Annotated in this window: 18 protein-coding genes and 1 pseudogene; 14 read left to right on the plus strand and 5 right to left on the minus strand. The window is 74.2% G+C overall.

Features of this window, described 5'->3' with window-relative positions; translation table 11 throughout:
* Positions 1 to 8 precede the first annotated feature (8 nt).
* From truB to CFLA_RS07685, 9 genes are all read left to right on the plus strand, one after another.
* Entirely contained in the window at positions 9 to 974 is a 966-nt protein-coding gene (gene truB, locus CFLA_RS07645; protein ID WP_043598898.1) for a tRNA pseudouridine(55) synthase TruB, read from the plus strand.
* 182 nt (positions 975 to 1,156) lie between these two features.
* Entirely contained in the window at positions 1,157 to 4,459 is a 3,303-nt protein-coding gene (locus CFLA_RS07650) for a glycoside hydrolase family 9 protein (RefSeq protein ID WP_013116747.1), read from the plus strand.
* A gap of 124 nt (positions 4,460 to 4,583) precedes the next feature.
* Entirely contained in the window at positions 4,584 to 5,594 is a 1,011-nt protein-coding gene (locus tag CFLA_RS07655) for a bifunctional riboflavin kinase/FAD synthetase (RefSeq protein ID WP_013116748.1), read from the plus strand.
* Positions 5,595 to 5,711: 117 nt separating this feature from the next.
* Positions 5,712 to 5,981, plus strand: a complete 270-nt coding sequence (gene rpsO / locus CFLA_RS07660; protein ID WP_013116749.1) for a 30S ribosomal protein S15 — start codon at positions 5,712 to 5,714, stop codon at positions 5,979 to 5,981.
* Between the two features lie 239 nt (positions 5,982 to 6,220).
* Entirely contained in the window at positions 6,221 to 8,455 is a 2,235-nt protein-coding gene (locus tag CFLA_RS07665) for a polyribonucleotide nucleotidyltransferase (protein ID WP_013116750.1), read from the plus strand.
* Position 8,456: 1 nt separating this feature from the next.
* Complete coding sequence (locus tag CFLA_RS07670; RefSeq protein WP_013116751.1) at positions 8,457 to 9,782, plus strand: M16 family metallopeptidase; 1,326 nt, start codon at positions 8,457 to 8,459, stop codon at positions 9,780 to 9,782.
* 76 nt (positions 9,783 to 9,858) lie between these two features.
* Entirely contained in the window at positions 9,859 to 10,683 is an 825-nt protein-coding gene (locus tag CFLA_RS07675) for a hypothetical protein (RefSeq protein ID WP_013116752.1), read from the plus strand.
* A 50-nt stretch (positions 10,684 to 10,733) separates the two neighbouring features.
* Complete coding sequence (gene dapB, locus CFLA_RS07680; protein WP_013116753.1) at positions 10,734 to 11,492, plus strand: 4-hydroxy-tetrahydrodipicolinate reductase; 759 nt, start codon at positions 10,734 to 10,736, stop codon at positions 11,490 to 11,492.
* Positions 11,493 to 11,499: 7 nt separating this feature from the next.
* Positions 11,500 to 11,994, plus strand: a complete 495-nt coding sequence (locus CFLA_RS07685) for a hypothetical protein (protein ID WP_013116754.1) — start codon at positions 11,500 to 11,502, stop codon at positions 11,992 to 11,994.
* 37 nt (positions 11,995 to 12,031) lie between these two features.
* On the opposite strand, the gene CFLA_RS07690 is transcribed toward CFLA_RS07685, so the two are convergent.
* The 4 genes and pseudogenes from CFLA_RS07690 to CFLA_RS07705 all read right to left on the minus strand — a co-directional run.
* Complete coding sequence (locus CFLA_RS07690; RefSeq protein ID WP_013116755.1) at positions 12,032 to 12,583, minus strand: GNAT family N-acetyltransferase; 552 nt, start codon at positions 12,581 to 12,583, stop codon at positions 12,032 to 12,034.
* Positions 12,584 to 12,621: 38 nt separating this feature from the next.
* Positions 12,622 to 12,936 (minus strand): AzlD domain-containing protein, encoded by a 315-nt coding sequence (locus tag CFLA_RS07695; protein ID WP_013116756.1) that lies wholly within the window; start codon positions 12,934 to 12,936, stop codon positions 12,622 to 12,624.
* Positions 12,933 to 13,619 (minus strand): AzlC family ABC transporter permease, encoded by a 687-nt coding sequence (locus tag CFLA_RS07700; RefSeq protein ID WP_043598902.1) that lies wholly within the window; start codon positions 13,617 to 13,619, stop codon positions 12,933 to 12,935. Before CFLA_RS07700 ends, CFLA_RS07695 begins: the two co-directional genes overlap by 4 nt.
* Before the next feature lie 77 nt (positions 13,620 to 13,696).
* Positions 13,697 to 15,097, minus strand: a pseudogene (locus CFLA_RS07705) (NAD-dependent succinate-semialdehyde dehydrogenase); the annotation flags it as partial.
* Positions 15,098 to 15,234: 137 nt separating this feature from the next.
* Between CFLA_RS07705 and CFLA_RS07710 the strand changes: the two are divergent.
* Genes CFLA_RS07710 through CFLA_RS07725 form a run of 4 tightly spaced genes read left to right on the plus strand, consistent with a single transcriptional unit; the run spans position 15,235 to position 19,293 of the window.
* On the plus strand, positions 15,235 to 16,071 hold the full coding sequence (locus tag CFLA_RS07710) for a thymidylate synthase (protein ID WP_013116759.1): 837 nt from the start codon (positions 15,235 to 15,237) through the stop codon (positions 16,069 to 16,071).
* A 5-nt stretch (positions 16,072 to 16,076) separates the two neighbouring features.
* Complete coding sequence (locus CFLA_RS07715) at positions 16,077 to 16,583, plus strand: dihydrofolate reductase (RefSeq protein ID WP_013116760.1); 507 nt, start codon at positions 16,077 to 16,079, stop codon at positions 16,581 to 16,583.
* A 57-nt stretch (positions 16,584 to 16,640) separates the two neighbouring features.
* Positions 16,641 to 17,570 carry a 4-hydroxy-tetrahydrodipicolinate synthase gene (gene dapA / locus CFLA_RS07720; RefSeq protein ID WP_013116761.1) on the plus strand — a complete coding sequence of 310 codons (930 nt, stop codon included), beginning with the start codon at positions 16,641 to 16,643 and terminating at the stop codon, positions 17,568 to 17,570.
* A 37-nt stretch (positions 17,571 to 17,607) separates the two neighbouring features.
* Entirely contained in the window at positions 17,608 to 19,293 is a 1,686-nt protein-coding gene (locus CFLA_RS07725; RefSeq protein WP_013116762.1) for a ribonuclease J, read from the plus strand.
* A gap of 11 nt (positions 19,294 to 19,304) precedes the next feature.
* Here CFLA_RS07725 and CFLA_RS07730 read toward each other — a convergent pair whose 3' ends face one another.
* Positions 19,305 to 20,255 (minus strand): GlxA family transcriptional regulator, encoded by a 951-nt coding sequence (locus CFLA_RS07730; protein WP_013116763.1) that lies wholly within the window; start codon positions 20,253 to 20,255, stop codon positions 19,305 to 19,307.
* A gap of 70 nt (positions 20,256 to 20,325) precedes the next feature.
* Here CFLA_RS07730 and CFLA_RS07735 point away from each other — a divergent pair, with 70 nt between their 5' ends.
* On the plus strand, positions 20,326 to 21,090 hold the full coding sequence (locus CFLA_RS07735) for an MBL fold metallo-hydrolase (protein ID WP_013116764.1): 765 nt from the start codon (positions 20,326 to 20,328) through the stop codon (positions 21,088 to 21,090).
* The last annotated feature ends 4 nt before the right edge of the window (positions 21,091 to 21,094 follow it).

A 21,094-nucleotide genomic window follows, 5' to 3' on the forward strand; every position in this document is an offset into this window, starting at 1 on the left:
TGCCCGCCATGCCGACCGCCCCGACGGCCCGGGGTGGGACGCGCCCCCCGGCCGGTCCTCGCCGCCCCACGGCCGCCGACGGCCTGCTCGTGGTCGACAAGCCCGCGGGCTGGACGAGCCACGACGTCGTCGCGCGCGTGCGACGCCTCGCGTCGACCCGCAAGGTCGGGCACGCCGGCACGCTCGACCCCATGGCCACGGGGGTGCTCGTCGTGGGCATCGGGCGGGCGACGCGTCTGCTCACGTACGTGACCGGGGCCGACAAGGACTACACGGCGACGGTGCGGCTCGGCGTGGTGACGACCACGGACGACGCCGAGGGCGAGACGCTCGCGCGGACCGACGCCTCCGGGATCGCGCGCGGCGACCTCGACGCGCAGGTCGCCGCCCTCACCGGCGACGTCCAGCAGGTGCCGAGCTCGGTGTCGGCGATCAAGGTCGACGGCCAGCGCGCGTACGCGCGCGTCCGCGCCGGCGAGGACGTCGAGCTCGCCGCGCGGCCCGTGCACGTCGCGCGGTTCGCCGTGCTCGACGTGCGGCCCGGTGTCGTCGACGAGGTGCCCGTGCTCGACGTCGACGTCGAGGTCACGTGCTCGTCGGGCACGTACGTGCGGGCGCTCGCGCGCGACCTCGGTGCGGCGCTCGGCGTCGGCGGGCACCTCACCGCGCTGCGGCGCACGCGGGTCGCCGGCTACGGGATCGAGCACGCACGGACCCTCGACGAGCTCGCCGGGGAGCCCGAGGACGTCGCCGTCCCCGTGCTGCCGCTCACCGACGCGGCGCGAGGTGTGCTGCCCGTGCGCGCGCTCACCGAGCCCGAGGCGCGTGCACTGTCCTACGGCCAGGGCATCGCCGCGGCGGACGAGCCGAGCGGTCCGGTCGCGGCGGTCGGCCCCGGCGACGTGCTCGTCGCGGTCGTCGAGCGGCGCGGCCCGCGGGTCGTGCCCGTCGTGGTCTTCGCACCCGCATCCTGACGTCCGAGGGTGTCGCGGTGGGGGCCGCCAGGGCCCGACGACCTGCCGAAACGATTCGGGGAAACGTTGTGCGCCGCTGGGCTTCCGGTTGGTCCGGTTCGCCCATAACCTGACGCACGCATGCCGAGCGCCCCCGTGCACGCCGAGGTCCTGGGAGCGCTCCCGACCCACGGGGAGACGACGTGGTTTCTCGAAGGACGCGCCGCGGACTGCGCGCCGCGACAGCCATCACCAGTGCGGGCGTTCTCGCCGCGATCGGGCTGCTGCCCGCAGTCGCGGCGGTCGACGACGCCTTCGACGACGGGCCGGGCGCGTGGATCGCGTACGGCACCGACGGGGACATCGACACCAGCTCCGGCGCGCTCTGCGTCGACGTGCCGGCCGGCTCCGCGCAGTACGGCGTGGGCGTCGTGCTGAACGGCGTGGCCGTGGAGGAGGGCGCGACCTACACGTTCGCGTACACCGCGAGCGCCTCGACGGACGTGACCATCCGGGCCCTCGTGGGCCAGAACGGCGCGCCCTACGGCACCGTGCTCGACACGACGCCGGCCCTGACCGCCGAGCCGACGGCCGTCGAGGAGACGTTCACCGCCTCCGCGTCCTACCCCGCCACGGCGACCGACGAGTCCCCCGAGGGGCAGATCGCGTTCCAGCTCGGCGGCTTCAGCGACGACGCGTGGACCTTCTGCCTCGACGACGTGTCGCTGAGCAGCGAGAGCGAGCTGCTGCCGCACACGTCGTTCGCCGAGGGGCTGGGCCCGTGGGGCCTGTACGGCACGGGCGACCCGGTCTTCGCGGACGGCGAGATGTGCGTCGAGGTCCCCGGGGGGTACAGCAACCCGTGGGACGCCGGCCTGTCGTTCACCGGCCTGCCGATCGAGGAGGGCGAGAACTACGTCCTCACGCTCACCGGCCGCACCGAGCCGGCGACGCCCGTGCGCGTCATCGTCGGCGAGGGCGGTGGCACCTACCGCATGGTGCTCGAGCAGTCGTCCGCGCCGCTGGGCACCGAGGCGACCACGCTCACCTACCCGTTCACCGCGAACACGTCCTTCCCGGCGGACGGCGACGCGCCCGGCCAGGTGGCGATCCACCTCGGCAAGACCGCGGGCTACACCTTCTGCCTCTCGGAGGTCTCGTTGAGCACGTCCGCCACGCCGCCGCCACCCTACGAGCCGGACACCGGCCCGCGCGTGCGCGTCAACCAGGTGGGCTACCTGCCGTTCGGCCCGAAGCGCGCGACGCTCGTCACCGACGCGACCGAGGCGGTCGCGTGGCAGCTCCTCGGCGCCGACGGCGACGAGGTGGCCGACGGTGAGTCGCAGCCGGTGGGCGCCGACGCGTCCTCGGGCGAGAACGTGCACGTCATCGACTTCTCCGACGTCACGGCGACCGGCGAGGGGCTGACGCTCGTGGCCGACGGCGAGACGAGCCACCCCTTCGCGATCGACGCGGACCTCTACGCGCAGCTGCGGTACGACGCGCTGAACTACTTCTACCTCGCGCGCTCGGGCATCGACATCGAGGCGTCCATCGTGGGGGAGGAGTACGCACGAGAGGCCGGTCACGTGGGCGTCGCTCCGAACCAGGGCGACACCGAGGTGCCCTGCATCGGTCCGCGTGACTACTACGACGGCTGGACCTGCGACTACACGCTCGACGTCACCGGCGGCTGGTACGACGCCGGTGACCACGGCAAGTACGTCGTCAACGGCGGCATCTCCGTCGCCCAGCTCCTGGCGACCTACGAGCGCACGCTGCACGTCGAGGGCGCGTCCACCGAGGCACTGGCCGACGGGACGCTGAACCTCCCCGAGCACGGCAACGGCGTGCCCGACGTGCTCGACGAGGCGCGCTGGGAGCTGGAGTGGATGCTGAAGATGGTGGCGCCGTCCGGTGAGTACGCCGGCATGGTGCACCACAAGATCCACGACGAGGGCTGGACCGGTCTGCCGCTCATGCCGGCGGACGACCCGCAGGCGCGCTCGCTGCACCGTCCCTCGACGGCGGCGACGCTCAACCTGGCGGCCGTGGCCGCGCAGGGCGCCCGACTGTTCAGCGAGTACGACCAGGAGTTCGCCGACACGCTGCTGGCCGTGGCGCGCAGCACGTACGAGGCGGCGCTCGCGCACCCCGACGTGTACGCGCCGGGTGCCGCGGGCAGCGACGGCGGTGGCCCGTACGACGACTCCGACGTGTCGGACGAGTTCTACTGGGCGGCGGCCGAGCTGTACGTCACGACCGGTGAGGCGCGCTACGCCACGGACCTCACGGCCAACCCGCACCACACGGGCGACGTCTTCCCGGCCGGCGGCTTCTACTGGGGCGGCGTGGCCGCACTGGGCCGGCTGACGCTCGCGACCGTGCCCAACGACCTGCCCGACCGTGACGAGGTGCAGGCGTCGGTCGTCGCGGCCGCCGGCCGGTACGTCGCCGCGCAGCAGGAGCACCCCTGGGGCTCGGTCTACTCGCCCGACGGCGGCGTGTACGCCTGGGGCTCGAACTCCTCGGTCGCGAACATCCTCGTGGTCGTGGGCACGGCGTACGACCTCACGGGCGACGTCACGTACCAGCGGGCGGCGCTCGAGGGGCTGGACTACCTGTTCGGCCGCAACGCGCTCAACCAGTCGTACGTGACCGACTGGGGCACGACGACGTCGCAGAACCAGCACTCGCGCTGGTTCGCCCACCAGCTCGACCCGGCGCTGCCGAACCCGCCGAAGGGCTCGCTCGCCGGCGGTCCGAACTCGCAGGTCAGCACGTGGGACCCGACGATGCAGTCCACGCTCTCCGCGGACTGCCCGCCGGCCACCTGCTACCTCGACGAGATCAGCTCGTGGGCGTCGAACGAGATCACCGTGAACTGGAACTCGGCGCTGTCGTGGGTCGCGTCGTTCGCGGCCGACCAGACCGGTGCCCAGCAGGAGACCCCGGTTGCGCCCGTCGTCACCAGCCAGCCCTCCGACCAGTCGGTCGGTGTCGGGGCGACGGCGAGCTTCACCGCGGCCGCGTCGGGCGTCCCGGCGCCGACGGTGCAGTGGCAGGTGCGTCAGGGCAAGAAGTGGCGTGACGTGCCGGGTGCGACCTCGACCACGCTCACCGTCGTGGCCTCGACGCCGAAGGCGGGCGGCGAGTACCGCGCGGTGTTCACGAACGCGTCGGGGACGGCGACCAGCGACGTCGCGCGGCTCACCGTCAAGCACCAGGCGCCGGTCGTGATCAAGCACCCGGTCGACACGGTCGGGAAGGTCGGACAGCAGGTGACGTTCACCGCGGCCGCCTCCGGCCACCCGCAGCCGACGGTCCGCTGGCAGCAGCGTCGTGGTGAGGGGACGTGGACCGACGTGAAGGGGGCGAAGAAGGAGGAGCTCCGCGTCCTCGTCACGCCGAAGTCGCAGGGTCTGCAGTACCGGGCCGTGTTCACCAACCCCGGTGGCACGGTGACGACCGACGCGGCACGCCTGACGGTCCGCGGCGGCAGCTGACACGCGACGCCCGGCACCGGGACCACGACGGTCCCGGTGCCGGGCGTTGCCGTGCCTGGTGTCCGGGCGTGGCAGGCTTGTCCGTCGGGCCCCGCGACCGGCGGGCCGACGGACGGGAGCTGGGGTGCAGGTCTGGACCGAGGTGTCGCAGGTGCCGACGGGCTGGGGGCCGTCCGTCGTGACGCTCGGCAACTTCGACGGCGTGCACCGCGGGCACGTCGCCGTGCTCAGGCGCATGGTCGACGACGCGCGTGCCGCCGGTGCCCACGCCGTCGCGGTGACGTTCACGCCGCACCCGGCCCAGGTGCACCGCCCGCACGACGCGCCGCCCCTGCTGCTGGGCGACCGGGACCGGATCGAGCTGCTCGAGGCCACAGGCCTCGACGCGGTGCTGCTGGTCACCTACACGCTGGACTTCGCGCGCCAGACGCCGCAGGAGTTCGTCGAGCGCTACCTCGTGGGGGCACTGCGCGCACGCACGGTCGTCGTGGGGCGCGACGTCAGGTTCGGGTGGCAGAACTCGGGTGACCTGTCGACGATGCGTGGGCTGGGGGAGCAGTACGGGTTCGACGTCGAGGTGATCGCCGACGTGCGGCCCGACGAGACCCCCGATGCGGGCCCGGCGCACCGGCGCTGGTCCTCGACGTGGGTGCGTGAGCTGCTCGTCGCCGGCGACGTGCGCGCCGCGGCCGACGTGCTCGGCCGACCGCACCGCGTCCGCGGTGTCGTGGTGCACGGCGACGCTCGCGGTCGCGAGCTCGGCTACCCGACCGCCAACCTGGGCGCCACGACGGGCCTCGTGCCCGCGGACGGCGTGTACGCCGGGTGGCTGCGACGCGAGCACCGGCCGGACGGCACGCCCGTCGGCCAGGACCGGGTGCTGCCGGCCGCGGTGTCGATCGGGACCAACCCGACGTTCGAGGGGCGGGAGCGTCGCGTCGAGGCGTACGTCCTCGACCGCACGGACCTCGACCTGTACGGCGAGGAGGTCGTGCTCGAGCTCGTCGAGCGGCTCCGGCCGACGCTGCGGTTCGACTCGGTCGACGAGCTGCTGGCGCGGATGGCCGTCGACGTGGAGGACGTCCGGCGCGTGCTGGGCGCCGGGGCGACCCGCTCGGGGTCCGTGCCGACGTGAGACGTGACGGCGCGCGTCACTGGTAGGGTTGTCCTCGCCGTACGACCGGCCGCGGACCGAGAGAGCCCGGGTGGACATGCCCCGGCGCACCGCGCAACGAGAAACCTGAGGAGCACCGTGTCGCTCGACACTGCCACGAAGCAGTCCATCATGGCCGAGTACGCCACCCACGAGGGCGACACCGGCTCGCCCGAGGTCCAGATCGCCGTCCTCACGCAGCGCATCAAGGACCTGACCGAGCACCTCAAGGCCCACAAGCACGACCACCACAGCCGTCGTGGCCTGCTGCTGCTCGTCGGGCGCCGTCGCCGGCTGCTCGGCTACCTCCAGAAGGTCGACATCAACCGCTACCGCGCGCTCATCGAGCGTCTCGGCCTGCGCCGCTGAACGACCCGCACCAGCCCGGACCGTCTCGGTCCGGGCTGGTCCTGCGTCGGGGCCGGCCCGTCCGGGCCGCCCGCCGCCGGACCTGCACGACCTGAACGACACGCACCACCAGAACCACCACCGCGCCGACCCCGCTCGTCCGGTCCTCGGTAGTGGTCCCCGGAGTTCGACGCTCCGAGGGCCACGGTCGAAGACCGTCGCGGGGCAGGGCGGCGCCTTCGAGAACAAGGAGGGCACCCGTGGAGGGTCCCGAGATCCAGTTCGCCGAGGCCACGATCGACAACGGTCGCTTCGGCACCCGCACCGTCCGCTTCGAGACGGGCCGCCTGGCCAAGCAGGCCGCCGGCTCCGCCGTCGCCTACCTGGACGACGACACGATGCTGCTGTCGGCCACGACGGCCGGCAAGCACCCCCGTGAGGGCTTCGACTTCTTCCCGCTGACGGTGGACGTCGAGGAGCGGCAGTACGCCGCCGGCAAGATCCCCGGCTCGTTCTTCCGCCGCGAGGGCCGGCCCTCGACCGAGGCGATCCTCGCGTGCCGTCTCATCGACCGCCCGCTGCGCCCGCTGTTCGTCAAGGGTCTGCGCAACGAGGTCCAGGTCGTCGTCACCGTGCTGTCGATCAACCCCGACGACGCCTACGACGTGCTGGCCATCAACGCCGCGTCGATCAGCACGCAGATCTCCGGCCTGCCGTTCTCCGGCCCGGTCGGCGCCGTGCGCATCGCGCTGATCGACGGCCAGTGGGTCGCGTTCCCGCGCTACACCGAGCGCGAGCGGGCCACGTTCGAGATCGTCGTCGCGGGTCGCGTCGTCGAGGGCGGCGACGTCGCCATCGCGATGATCGAGGCCGAGGCACCCGAGAAGTCGTGGAACCTCATCCGCAACGAGGGCGGCGTCGCCCCGACCGAGGCCGTCGTGGCCGAGGGCCTCGAGGCGTCCAAGCCGTTCATCAAGGCGCTCGTCACGGCGCAGATGGAGCTGGCGGCACAGTCCGCCAAGGAGACGCAGACGTTCCCGACGTTCCCGGACTACCAGCCCGACGCGTATGCCGCCGTCGAGCAGGCCGCCACCGAGCGCCTGTCCGCCGCGCTGCAGATCGCGGGCAAGCAGGAGCGCGAGAACCGCCTCGACGAGATCAAGGCCGAGGTGCAGGCCGAGCTCGCCGCGCAGTTCGAGGGTCGCGAGAAGGAGGTGTCCGCGGCGTACCGCTCGGTGCAGAAGCAGCTCATCCGCCAGCGGATCCTCACCGACGGCTTCCGCATCGACGGTCGCGGGCTGCGGGACATCCGCACGCTCTCGGCCGAGGTCGAGGTGCTGCCCCGCACGCACGGCTCGGCGCTGTTCGAGCGCGGCGAGACCCAGATCCTGGGGGTCACCACGCTGAACATGCTCCGCATGGAGCAGCAGCTCGACACGCTGGCGCCCGAGACGCGCAAGCGGTACATGCACCACTACAACTTCCCGCCGTTCTCCACGGGGGAGACGGGCCGCGTCGGCTCGCCGAAGCGCCGCGAGATCGGCCACGGCGCGCTCGCCGAGCGCGCGATCGTGCCGGTGCTCCCGTCGCGCGAGGAGTTCCCGTACGCGATCCGTCAGGTCTCCGAGGCACTGGGCTCCAACGGTTCGACGTCCATGGGCTCGGTCTGCGCCGCGACCCTGTCACTGCTCAACGCCGGTGTGCCGCTGCGCGCGCCGGTGGCCGGCATCGCGATGGGCCTGGTCTCGGACACGGTCGACGGTGAGACCCGCTACGCGGCGCTCACCGACATCCTCGGCGCCGAGGACGCGTTCGGTGACATGGACTTCAAGGTCGCCGGCACGCGGGAGTTCGTCACGGCCATCCAGCTCGACACCAAGCTCGACGGCATCCCCGCCTCCGTCCTGGCCGGCGCGCTGACGCAGGCCAAGGAGGCGCGCCTCGCGATCCTCGACGTCATCGCCGAGGCCATCGACGTGCCGGACGAGATGAGCCCGTTCGCACCGCGCGTCATCTCCGTGAAGGTGCCGGTCGACAAGATCGGCGAGGTCATCGGCCCGAAGGGCAAGATGATCAACCAGATCCAGGAGGAGACCGGCGCCGACATCTCCATCGAGGACGACGGCACGGTCTACATCGGCGCCACCGACGGACCGTCGGCGGAGGCCGCGCGGGCCGCGATCAACGCGATCGCGAACCCGCACATGCCCGAGATCGGCGAGCGCTTCGTCGGCACCGTGGTGAAGACGACGACGTTCGGTGCGTTCATCTCGCTGTCGCCGGGCAAGGACGGGCTGCTGCACATCTCGCAGATCCGCAAGCTCGTCGGCGGCAAGCGCGTCGAGAACGTCGAGGACGTCCTGGCCGTCGGGCAGAAGGTCCAGGTCGAGATCGGCGAGATCGACCCGCGCGGCAAGCTGTCGCTGCACGCGGTCCTCGACGAGGAGCAGGCCGAGGGCGAGAAGGCGGCCGCGACGGCCGACGCCGACGCCTGACGTGCCGCAGATCCTCCCGCTCGTCGCACCCGGCTCGCCGGGTGCCGAGCTCGTCGTCGGGCAGGACGGGGGCGCCGCCGTGCGGCGCACCGTCCTGCCCGGCGGCGTCCGGGTCCTGACCGAGCACATGCCCGGTCTGCGCTCGGCCACGGTCGGCGCGTGGGTCGGTGTCGGCTCGCGCGACGAGATGTCGGGTCACTTCGGCTCGACGCACTTCCTCGAGCACCTGCTGTTCAAGGGCACCGCACGACGCTCGGCGATGGACATCGCCGAGGCCTTCGACGCGGTCGGCGGCGAGGCGAACGCCGCCACCGGCAAGGAGCACACCTGCTACTACGCGCGGGTGCTCGACACGGACGTGCCCATCGCTGTCGACGTCATCGCCGACATGGTGACCTCCGCGCGGCTGGACCCCGACGAGCTCGAGACCGAGCGCGGCGTGATCCTCGAGGAGCTCGCGATGAACGACGACGACCCGTCGGACGTCGCGCACGAGCAGTTCGCCACGGCCGTGTTCGGTGACACGCCGCTCGGTCGACCCATCGGCGGGACGCCGCACGCGATCCGGTCCGTGCCGCGGGACGCCGTGTGGGAGCACTACCGCGAGCACTACCGGCCCGACACGCTCGTCGTGACGGCCGCCGGCGGCGTCGACCACGACGCGCTCTGCGCGCAGGTGGCGGACGCGCTCGCCGCCGGTGGGTGGGACCTCGCGGCCGGTGCCGTGCCCGCGCCACGACGTGCGGTCGGGGAGCGGGGTGCGGTCTCCGTCGGCGTCGAGCTCACGGTCCGCCGTCCCACCGAGCAGGCCAACGTCATCGTCGGCGGCACGTGCCTCAACGCCACCGACGGCCGCCGGTTCGTGCTCTCGGTGCTCAGCGCCGCGCTCGGCGGTGGCATGTCGTCGCGGCTGTTCCAGGAGATCCGCGAGAAGCGTGGCCTGGCGTACTCGACGTACTCCTACGCGAGCGGCCACGCCGAGACCGGCCTGTTCGGCCTGTACGCCGGGTGTGCACCCGCCAAGGTCGACGAGGTCACCGAGCTCATGGTCGCCGAGCTGGAGCGCATGGCCTCCGAGGCGATGGGTGCCGCGGAGCTGGAGCGCAGCATCGGCCAGCTCTGCGGCGGGCTCGTCCTGGGCATGGAGGACAGCGGCTCGCGCATGAGCCGCCTGGGCAAGGCCGAGCTCGTGCACGGCGAGCTGCTGGACGTCGACGAGTCGCTCGCTCGGATCCGCGCCGTCACCGCGCGCGAGGTCCAGGAGCTGGCGGCCGAGCTCGCGGCGGCACCGCGCAGCGTCGTCCGCGTCGGTCCGTTCGGCGACTGAGGCGCCCGTCGGCGCCCGAACCCCTCACGCTGCGACGTCCCGCCCCGAGCGGGGCGTCGCAGCGGCATGATGAGGCATGGCCGTCGCCGTGGACTCCTACCGCCGCCTCCCTGTCCCCGCCGCGCTCGAGGGCGTGGCCGAGCACGCCTGGGTCGCGCGTCACGACGGCGCGCGTCGTCACACCGAGGTCCTGCTGCCGGACGGTCGCGGGCTGCTCCAGCTCGTGCGCGGGACCCCGGGCCGGCTCGTCGACCCGCTGGCGGGCGGAGCCGTACCCGACGCCGACGGCGTGCGCAGTGCGCTGACGCACGCGCTGGTCGCGGAGCAGACCGGCCCGGTCGCGCGGCTCGGCGTCCAGCTGCACCCCGTGGCGCTCGCACGGCTGCGTGCCGCGCGGCCCGTCGCCGACGCGTGGCACCCGCTCACCGAGGTGCTCGCCGCCGACGTCGTGGCGCGCGTGGGTGACCTGCTGGCGGCGGGTCACGACGACACCGCGGTGGCGGCCGTCCTCGACGCGCTCGCCGCCGTACCGCGACGTGCCGACGCCGACCTCGACCGCCTCGAGGATGCGCTGCGGTTCGTCGACGAGCGGCGTGGCCTCGTCCGGCAGGCCGACGTCGCGCGTGCCGCGGGCACGAGCCTGGGGGAGCTGCACCGCTGGTGCACGCAGCTGCTCGGGATGTCGCCGGCGCAGTACCTCGCGGCCGCGCGGTTCAGCACGTTCGTGCGCGAGTACGTGGCCGTCGGCCCGGTGGATCCGGCGGCGGTGGTCGCCGTCGTCGAGTGGTTCGTCGAGACGGGGTACCCGCCGCGGGAGGTCGAGCGGTTCACGGGCCTGCCGCCCGCCGAGCTGCGCCGGCTCGCCGAGCACCTTGCCGCGGGCGCTGCGGCCGCCCGCTGACGTGGACGCCGCTCCGTCGGTCCCGGACGTGGCGGCTAGGGTGACGTCCCGTGAGCGAACCGATCCGCGTGGCCGTGCTGGGAGCGTCCGGACGCATGGGGGCGACCACCGTGCGCGCCGTGCAGGAGGCCGGCGGGCTCGAGCTCGTCGCCGCGATCGACGCGGGGGACGACCTGCGCGCCGTCACGGACGCGGCCGCGCAGGTCGCCGTGGACTTCACCGTGCCGTCGGCGACCGAGCAGAACGTGCACACGCTCGTCGACGCCGGCGTCCACGCCGTGGTGGGTACGACCGGGTGGGACGACGCGTCGCTGGGCCGCGTGCGCGACCATCTCCTGCGTGCACCCGGGGTCGGTGTGCTCGTCGCGCCGAACTTCGCGCTCGGGGCGGTGCTCGCGATGTCGTTCGCGCGGCAGGCCGCGCGTTGGTTCGAGTCGGTCGAGGTCGTCGAGCTGCACCACCCGGACAAGGTCGACGCGCCGTCGGGTACCGCCCGGCACACCGCGCAGGGCGTCGCCGCCGCGCGTGCCGCCGCAGGTCTGGGCCCGGTGCCGGACGCGACCACGCACACGCTCGACGGGGCGCGGGGCGCCGACGTCGACGGGGTCCGGGTCCACGCCGTGCGCCTGCGCGGCCTGGTGGCGCACGAGGAGATCCTGCTGGGCAACCCCGGCGAGCTGCTGACGATCCGCACGGACTCCTTCGACCGCGTGAGCTTCATGCCCGGCGTGCTGCTGGGGATCCGGCAGATCGCCGGTCGCCCGGGCCTCACGGTGGGGCTCGAGCACCTGCTGGAGCTGCACGGATGAGGGACCGATGAGCCACGACGTGCCGAGCCGCCCGCGCCGGCGCACCGGGCTCGTCGCGGCGGTGGCCCTGACCGGGCTGCTGGCGATCTACGTCTGGGCCGTGGCCCTGCGCGCGGTCCAGCTCGTCGCCACGGGGGAGACGGTGGCCGTCGTCCTCGGCGTCGCGCTGCTGGTCGCGCCGCTGCTCGTGCTCGTGCTCATCGGTCGCGAGTGGCTCCTGGCCGTGGACGTGCAGCGCATGGCCGACGAGCTCGCGACGGACGGCGACCTGCCGGTCGACGACCTGCCGCGCTCACCGAGCGGCCGCGTGGACCGCGCGGCGGCGCGCGAGGCGTTCGGGCCGCACCGGGAGCGCGTCGAGGCCGAACCGGGGGACTGGCGCGGCTGGTACCACCTCGCGTTCGCCTACGACGCCGCGGGTGACCGGGCCCGAGCGCGCGCCGCGCTGCGCACCGCGAGCCGCCTGCACAAGGGCGGCAGCGCGAGCGCCGAGCTGCCCTGAGCCGAGCAGGCCGAGCCTGCCCGGGCGTCGGCGCCGGTCAGATCTCGGCGTACCAGCGGCTCTCGCTGACGACGTAGGCCTCGTCGTCCGGCCCGGGACCGGTGGCCAGGCGTCGCGTGCGGCCGTCGGGTCCGAGCCCGGCGCCCGCGAGGAACTGCTCGCGCGCGGTGTCACTGTCGACGACCCACGTCTGCACCTGGTCGGCGCCGTCGGCGCGCAGCAGGTCCACCGCTGCAGCGAGCAGCCGCGACCCGTGGCCGGCGCGCTGGTCCGGCGGGTCGACCTCGAGCGCGAGCACGACGCCGCCGGGCGCCTGCAGCGGGTCGGAGGGTGGCACGGGTGCCACGGACGCGACACCGACGACGCGGGGGCCGTCGCACGCGACGAGCACGTGGTAGCCGGGGCCGGGGGCAGAGGTCACCGCCTGCCGCCACTGCCGGACGAACGCCTCCTCGTCGAGCGAGTCCAGCACGACCTCGCCGAGCACCGTGGCGTGGGCGGAGCGCCACGCGGCGAGCTGGATCGCGGCGATGCGGGTCTCGTCGCCGGGGACTGCTGGGCGGACCGACACGTCGGCGGTGGGTGTCACGCGACGAGCCTAACCGCGCGCGCGGGGGTGGTGCCGGATCAGGGCATGCCGAGGTGCCGCAGCAGCGCGGCCGTGCCCGCCGCCAGCAGCACGACGACGACGAACGGCGCGCGCAGCACGAGCGCGACGGCGGCGACAGCCAGGGCGGGCACCCGCGCGTCGACGACGACGCGCCCGTCGCCCGTGGCCGTCTGCACCGCGACCAGCGCCGAGAGCAGGGCCACCGTGACGAGCGCCGCGACGCGCGCGACGCGCGGCTGCGCCAGCCAGTGCTCGGGCAGCACGTGCCCGGCGAGCTTGATGGCCAGGCAGGCCAGGCCGGCGAGCAGCACGGCACCCCACAGCGCGGTCACGACGAGCCGCCCGGGGTGCGGTCGGTGGTGACCAGCCCGACGACCACCGCCACCACGGCCGCGAGCAGCACGGGCAGCCCGGCCGACAGCACCGGGGTGGTGGCGAGCGCGACGACGACGGCGGCCGCCGCGACGAGCTGGGCGGCGCGTCCCGCGAGCCGTGGCCACACCAGGGCGAGGAAGGCCGCGCCCGCGGCGGCGTCGAGACCGTACGCCCGCGGGTCGCCGAGCCGGTCGCCGACGAGGGCGCCGAGCAACGTGAACGTGTTCCAGAGCAGGAACACGCCCAGGCCCGTCCACCAGAAGCCCACGCGAGCCGTCCGGCGGTCGGGCTGGGCCGTCGCGACGGCCGTGGACTCGTCGATCGTCAGCTGCGCCGCCGGGAGCCGCCAGCGCCGCGGCAGGTCGAGCATCGGCGTGAGCTGGGCACCGTAGAGGCCGTTGCGCGCGCCGAGCAGCGCGGCCGACGCGATCGCGGCGCCCGCGCCGCCCCCGGCGCCCACGACGCCGATGAACGCGAACTGCGACCCGCCGGAGAACATCAGCAGGCTGAGCGCCATGGTCTGCGCGACGTCGAGCCCCGCGGCGACGGACAGCGCGCCGAAGGACACGCCGTACAGGCCCGTCGCGACGGACACCGAGACCGCCTGCCGGCGTGCGGCGACGGCGGGGTCCGGGGTCACGTCGTCACTGTCGCACACGCCGACTGCGGCGCCGCGGCGGGGGTTGCGGTCCGCGCCACGCACGCCCGTGGGCCGCGTCAGAGTGCGACGTACACCGGCTCGAGGTACTCCTCGAGGCCCGCCTCGCCGCCCTCGCGCCCGAGCCCCGAGGACTTCACGCCGCCGAACGGCGCGCTCGCGTCGGACACCAGGCCGCGGTTGATGCCGATCATCCCGGCGTCGAGCTCCTCGGCGAGCCGCATCGCGCGGCCCACGTCGCGCGTGTACGCGTAGGCGACCAGACCGAACGGGGTGTCGTTGGCCAGGCGCAGCGCCTCGTCCTCGTCGTCGAACGTCACGACGGGGGCGACGGGCCCGAAGACCTCCTCGGTGACGACGCGCGCATCCGGGGCCACGTCCGTGAGGACCGTCGGCTGGAAGAAGTACCCCGGCCGTCGCGGCGCCTCGCCGCCCGTGCGCACGCGCGCACCGGCGTCGGCGGCCTCGACGACGACCTCCGAGACCCGCTCGACGGCCGCACGCTCGATGAGCGGGCCGACGGTGACCCCGTCGTCCGCGCCGTGGCCGACGACCAGCTCGTCGAACGCGGCCGTGAGCCGCCGCGCGAACTCGTCGGCGACCGACGCGTGCACGAGGAACCGGTTCGCGGCGACGCACGTCTGACCCGCGTTGCGCATCTTCGCCTGCACGGCCCCGGTGACGGCCGCGTCGAGGTCGGCGTCGGCGAACACGAGGAACGGCGCGTTGCCGCCGAGCTCCATCGACGTGCGCAGCACCGACGGGGCCGCCGCGGCCAGGAGCTTCGCCCCGACCTCCGTGGAGCCCGTGAACGACAGCTTGCGCAGCCGCGGGTCGGCCAGCAGGGGCTCGCTGACGCTGCGCGCCGACGACGTCGGCACGACGTTGACCAGGCCCGTGGGCAGGTCGCGCTCCGCGAGCTCGGCGCGGACGACCTCCGCGACGTACAGCGTCGTCAGCGGTGTGAGCTGCGCGGGCTTGACGACGCACGTGCAGCCCGCGGCCAGGGCGGGTGCGACCTTGCGCGCGATCATCGCGATGGGGAAGTTCCACGGCGCGATGAGCAGCGACGGACCCACGGGGCGGCGCAGCACGATCTGGTGGTGGGTGCCCGCGGGGGCACGACGGGCGAGTCCGTCGACGCGCACGGCCTGCTCGCTGTACCAGCGGACGTACTCGGCGGCGTAGGCGACCTCGGCCCGCGACTCGGCCAGCGGCTTGCCGCCCTCGAGCGTCACGAGCGCGGCGATGTCGTCGGTGCGGGCGACAAGGGTGTCGAAGATCGCCCGCAGCACGTCGGAGCGCACGCGCGGCGGCGTGCGTCGCCACGGGTCGAACGCCTCGACGGCGGCGTCGAGCGCCTCGCGTGCGTCGTCCTCGTCGCCGTCGGCGACCTCGAAGACCGTCTCGCCGGTGGCAGGGTCCTCCACGCCGAACGTCGCGCCCGAGCGGGCAGGTCGCCAGCGACCCCCGACGAGGACACCCGTGGACAGGTGGGCGGCGACGGTGGGCGGCAGCGACCTGGTCATGCGACCCATCCTGACGCCACGGCCGCGGGCGCGCAGGAGGACCCTGCCCCCGCGCCTACGATGGCGCCATGACGGAGCCGGCCGCGCGCACGAGCGACCCCACCACTGCCGTCCCGACGCCGTACGAGGACCTGCTGCGCCTCGTCCTGGCGACGGGCACGCCCAAGTCGGACCGCACGGGGACGGGCACACGCTCGGTGTTCGGCCACCAGCTGCGCTACGACCTGCGCGCCGGCTTCCCGCTCGTGACGACCAAGCGCGTGTTCTTCCGCGGCGTCGCCGAGGAGCTGTTCTGGTTCCTCCGGGGGGAGTCGAACATCGCCTCGCTCCTGGAGCGGAACGTGCACATCTGGGACGAGTGGGCCGACGAGCACGGCGAGCTCGGGCCGGTGTACGGCGTGCAGTGGCGGTCGTGGCCGACGCCCGACGGCGGCCACGTCGACCAGCTCGAGCGCCTGCTGGGCGAGCTGCGCGCGAACCCCGACTCGCGACGGCACCTCGTCTCGGCGTGGAACGTCGCCGAGCTCGACAGGATGGCCCTCGTCCCGTGCCACGCGTTCTTCCAGCTCTACGTCGCCGACGGGCGGCTGTCGCTGCAGGTGTACCAGCGCTCGGCGGACCTGTTCCTCGGCGTGCCGTTCAACCTCGCGTCGTACGCGCTGCTCACGCACATGATCGCCCAGCAGGTCGGCCTCGAGGTCGGCGACCTGGTGTGGACCGGCGGGGACTGCCACATCTACGACAACCACGTCGAACAGGTCCGCGAGCAGCTCTCGCGCGAGCCGTACCCGTACCCGACGCTCGAGCTGCGCGAGGCGCCGTCGCTGTTCGACTACGCGTGGGACGACGTCGAGGTGGTCGGCTACCGGCACCACCCGACCATCGCCGCGCCCGTGGCGGTCTGACCCGCGTGATCGGCCTGGTCTGGGCGCAGACGCCCGAGGGCGTCATCGGCGACGCCGGTGCGATCCCCTGGCACGTGCCGGAGGACATGGCCCACTTCCGCGAGGTCACCGCCGGTGGGACGGTCGTCATGGGCCGCGCCACGTGGGAGTCGCTGCCGCAGCGCTTCCGTCCGCTGCCCGGGCGCCGCAACGTCGTGCTGTCGCGCGACGCCGCGTACGACGCACCCGGGGCGACGGTGCTCGACGACCTCGAGACGGCGCTGCACAGCGCCGAGGACGTGTGGGTGATCGGCGGGGGAGCGGTCTACGCCGCGACGCTCGACCGGGCGGACCGGCTCGAGGTCACGGTCGTCGACCTCGACGTCCCGGGGGACACTCGCGCGCCGACGATCGGCCCCGGGTGGCGCCGCGCGTCCGGCGGGCCGGACACGCCGTGGCTGGTGTCGCGCACCGCGACGCGCTACCGGTTCGACTCGTGGGTGCGCGTCGGCGCCGAGCCCGGCGCCGCCTGACGACCGGCTCGCGGAAACCCGCGACGCACAGCACGATCCGGGCGGTACCGTGTGCGCATGCCCGCCGTGACCTCTGCCACCCACCCGTTCGGGTCGCTGCTGTCCGCCACGGTCACCCCGATGACCGCGGACGGCGCCGTCGACCTCGAGGCGACGGTCCGGCTCGCGAAGCATCTCGTCGACGCAGGGCACGACGGGCTCGTGCTCAACGGCACCACGGGCGAGGCGCCCACGACGCACGCTCCGGAGAAGGCGGAGATCGTCGCCGCCGTCGTCGAGGCCGTCGGTGACCGCGCGTACGTCGTCGCCGGCGCCGGGTCGAACGACACCGCGCACGCCGTCCGGATGGCCGAGCAGGCCGCGGAGGCGGGCGCGCACGGCCTGCTGGTCGTCACCCCGTACTACTCGCGTCCGTCGCAGGACGGCGTGGTCGCGCACGTCACGGCCGTCGCCGACGCGACCGATCTGCCGGTCATGCTCTACGACGTCCCCGGGCGTTCCGTCGTCCGCCTGGCGCCCTCGACGATCGACCGGCTCGCCGCGCACGAGCGCGTCGTCGCGATGAAGGACGCCACGGGCGACGTCGTCGCGGCCGCCGAGGCGATCGCCCGCACCGGGCTGGCCTGGTACAGCGGCGACGACACGCTCGCGCTCGCGCTGCTCGCCCACGGCGCCGTCGGCCTCGTCGGCGTGGCGACGCAGGCCGCGCCCGTCGGGTACGCCCACTTCTTCGACGCCTGGAACGCCGGTGACACCGCGCGGTCCCTCGAGATCTTCCGCTCGCTGCTCCCGGTCGCGGCGGCGCTCAACGGCGCCGGCTTCCAGGCGCCCGCCGCGAAGGCCGCGCTCGTCGAGCTCGGCATCCTGAGCAGCCGCTCCACCCGGCTGCCCCTCGTCCCCTTCACCGACGACGAGGCCGCCGACGTGCGCGCCGGTCTGGCGGCCGCCGGCCTGCTGGACGTCGTCACGGGGGCCGACCGCGCGTGAGGCTGCGGTCGGCGCCCACCGATCCCCCAGGAGCCCCATGAGTCACCCTCACCCGGACCTCACCCTGCCCCCGCCGCTGCCCGAGGGTGGCCTGCGGGTCGTCCCGCTCGGCGGGCTCGGCGAGGTCGGGCGCAACATGGCCGTGCTCGAGCACGCCGGCCGGCTGCTCGTCATCGACTGCGGCGTGCTGTTCCCCGAGGACCACCAGCCCGGCGTCGACCTGATCCTCCCGGACTTCGACTACATCCGGGACCGCCTCGACGACATCGACGCGATCGTCCTCACGCACGGGCACGAGGACCACATCGGCGCCGTGCCGTACCTGCTGCGGCTGCGCCGCGACATCCCGCTGGTCGGCTCGCAGCTCACGCTCGCGTTCGTCGAGGCGAAGCTCAAGGAGCACCGCATCGCGCCGTTGACGCTCCCGGTCCGCGAGGGCCAGGTCGAGCAGCTCGGGCCGTTCGAGTGCGAGTTCGTCGCCGTCAACCACTCGATCCCGGACGCGCTCGCGGTCGCCGTGCACACGGCCGCCGGCACGGTGCTGCACACGGGCGACTTCAAGATGGACCAGCTCCCGCTCGACGGGCGCATCACCGACCTGCGCGCGTTCGCGCGGCTCGGCGAGCGGGGAGTCGACCTGTTCATGGTCGACTCCACGAACGCCGAGGTGCCGGGCTTCGTCACGCCCGAGCGCGAGATCGGGCCGGTGCTCGACCAGGTGTTCGCGGAGTCCACGGGGCGCGTCGTGGTCGCGTCGTTCGCGTCGCACGTGCACCGCGTGCAGCAGGTCATCGACGCGGCCGTCGCCAACGAGCGCAAGGTCGCCCTCGTCGGCCGGTCGATGGTCCGCAACATGGGCATCGCGTCCGAGCTCGGCTACCTGCGTGTGCCCGACGGGCTGCTCGTCGACCTCAAGCAGATGGAGAACCTGCCCGACGACCGCGTGGTGCTCATGTGCACCGGCTCGCAGGGCGAGCCGATGGCAGCGCTGTCGCGCATCGCGAACGGCGACCACAAGGTCTCCGTCGGCCCCGGCGACACCGTGATCCTCGCCTCGAGCCTCATCCCGGGCAACGAGAACGCGGTCTTCCGTGTCATCAACGGCCTCATGCGGCTCGGCGCACGCGTGGTGCACTCCGGCAACGCGAAGGTCCACGTCTCGGGCCACGCGAGCGCCGGTGAGCTGCTGTACTGCTACAACATCCTGCGGCCGCGCAACGTCATGCCCGTGCACGGCGAGGTGCGTCACCTCATCGCCAACGCCGCGCTCGCGGTGCGCACGGGCGTGCCGGCGGACCGCGTCGTCCTGGCGGAGGACGGCGTCGTCGTCGACCTCGTCGACGGGCGGGCCAGCGTCGTCGGTGCCGTGCCCTGCGGCTACGTCTACGTGGACGGCTCGAGCGTCGGGGAGCTCACCGAGGTCGAGCTCAAGGACCGGCGGATCCTCGGCGACGAGGGCTTCGTGTCGATCTTCGCGGTGGTGTCCTCGGGCGACGGCAAGGTGCTCGCGGGACCGCAGATCCACGCGCGCGGCGTCGCCGAGCAGGACGGTGTCTTCGACGAGATCCTGCCCGTGCTCACCGAGGCGCTGGAGGAGGCGGCCCGCTCCGGCGCGACCGACACCCATCAGCTCCAGCAGGTGATGCGCCGCGTCGTCGGGCGCTGGGTGTCGAACAAGCTGCGCCGCCGCCCGATGATCATCCCGGTGGTCGTCGAGGCCTGAGCAGTGCCGCCTCACGGCACCGCGCGGAACGCCGCGCGGTGCCGTTGCGGGCTCGTGCGGTAGCGCGCCGCGAAGTGCTGCCGGAGTGCGGCCGCCGACCCGAAGCCGGCGCGCCGCGCGACGACCTCGACCGGGTCGTCGCCGGTCTCCAGCAGCACCCGGGCGCGGTCGAGTCGCTGGTGCAGCAACCAGCGCGTCGGGCTGCTCCCCGTGCGCTCGCGGAACCGGCGGGTGAACGTCCTCCGGGAGAGGTGCACCGACGCCGCCCACGTGTCGAGGTCGACCGGCTCGTCGAGGTGCTCGAGCGCCCGGCGGATCGCGCGGGCCACGGGGTCTGTCCCGTCGCCGCGCGGTACGGGCGCGGACACGTACTGAGCCTGCGACCCGTCGCGGTGCGGTGCGAGGACGAGCGAGCGGGCCACCGTCGCGGCGGTCGCCGCGCCGTGGTCCGTGCGCAGCAGGTGCAGGCAGCAGTCGAGCCCCGCGGCGACCCCGGCGGACGTGACGACGTCGCCGTGGTCGGTCCACAGCACGTCGTCGCGGACCCGCACGCGCGGGTGGCGGCGAGCGAGGTCCGCCGCGGCGTGCCAGTGCGTGGTCGCGTCGCGGTCGTCGAGCAGGCCCGCGGCTGCGACGACGAACGCCCCGAGGCACAGGCCGACGACGCGCGCACCGCACGCGTGCGCACCCCGAACCGCGTCGAGCAGCTCGGGCGGGGGTTCGCGCGACGTGTCCCAGCTCGGCAGGACGACGGTGCGGGCGTCGCGCAGCGCCTCCAGGCCGTGCTCCACGTCCAGCGACCAACCGGCATCGGTGGCGACGGGCCCCGGGGTGACCGCGCACACCTGCACGTCGTACAGGCGGCGGGGCGCGAGGGCAGGGCCGGCGAGCACCGTGCCGGGAACGGCGAGATGGAACGGGCTGATGCCGTCGAAGGCCACGACGGCCACGCGGTGCACCATGGCCCGAGCCTAGCGATCAGCGTCCTTCGGGCCACTGTCGCTGCGGTACCGGTGGCGCGACGATCGGGTCATGACCACGACCACGCTGATCGCGACCCTCGTCGGCGGCCCCACCGTGCACCTCGCGTGGGCGGGACGCTCGCTGCTCACCGACCCGACCTTCGACCCGGCGCCCCGCGAGTACGTGGGCCGTGTGCCGCTGCACAAGCTCGTGGGCCCGGCCGTGCCCGCCGACGCGCTCGGGCCGCTCGACGCCGTCCTCCTGTCCCACGACGAGCACGCGGACAACCTCGACGCGGCGGGCCGCGCGCTGCTCGCGCGGGTGCCGCTCGTGCTGTCGACGCCCGGGGCGGCCGAGCGCGTCGGCGGGGTCACGGGTCTCGAGCCGTGGCAGACGGTGGCCCTGGCCGGGCCGCGCAGGGCGCGCGTGACGGCGGTCCCTGCGCTGCACGGGTCGCCTGGGGCGCAGGCCGTGACCGGCGACGTCACGGGGTTCGTGCTGGAGGGCGAGGGGGCGGCGACGGTCTACGTCTCGGGCGACAACGCATCGGTCGACATCGTCGGGCAGGTCGTCGAGCGGTTCCGTGTCGACGTCGCGGTGCTCTTCGTGGGCGGGGCGCGCGTCGGTGCGCCGGCGCTCGAGCCCCTCACGCTCGACGCGCCGCTCGCCGTGGCCGCGGCGCGCCTGCTCCCGGACGCGCGGCTGCTGCCGGCGCACCACACCGACTGGGCGCACTTCGCCGAGCCGCTCGACGCGGTGGTCGAGGCCCTCGTGGCGGACGGGCACGGCGACCGGCTCGTGGTGCTCGAGCGGGGGAGGCCGACGCAGGTCTGACGTC

Origin of the sequence: Cellulomonas flavigena DSM 20109, from assembly GCF_000092865.1 — a bacterium.
In the GTDB taxonomy this organism is placed as follows: Bacteria; Actinomycetota; Actinomycetes; order Actinomycetales; family Cellulomonadaceae; genus Cellulomonas; species Cellulomonas flavigena.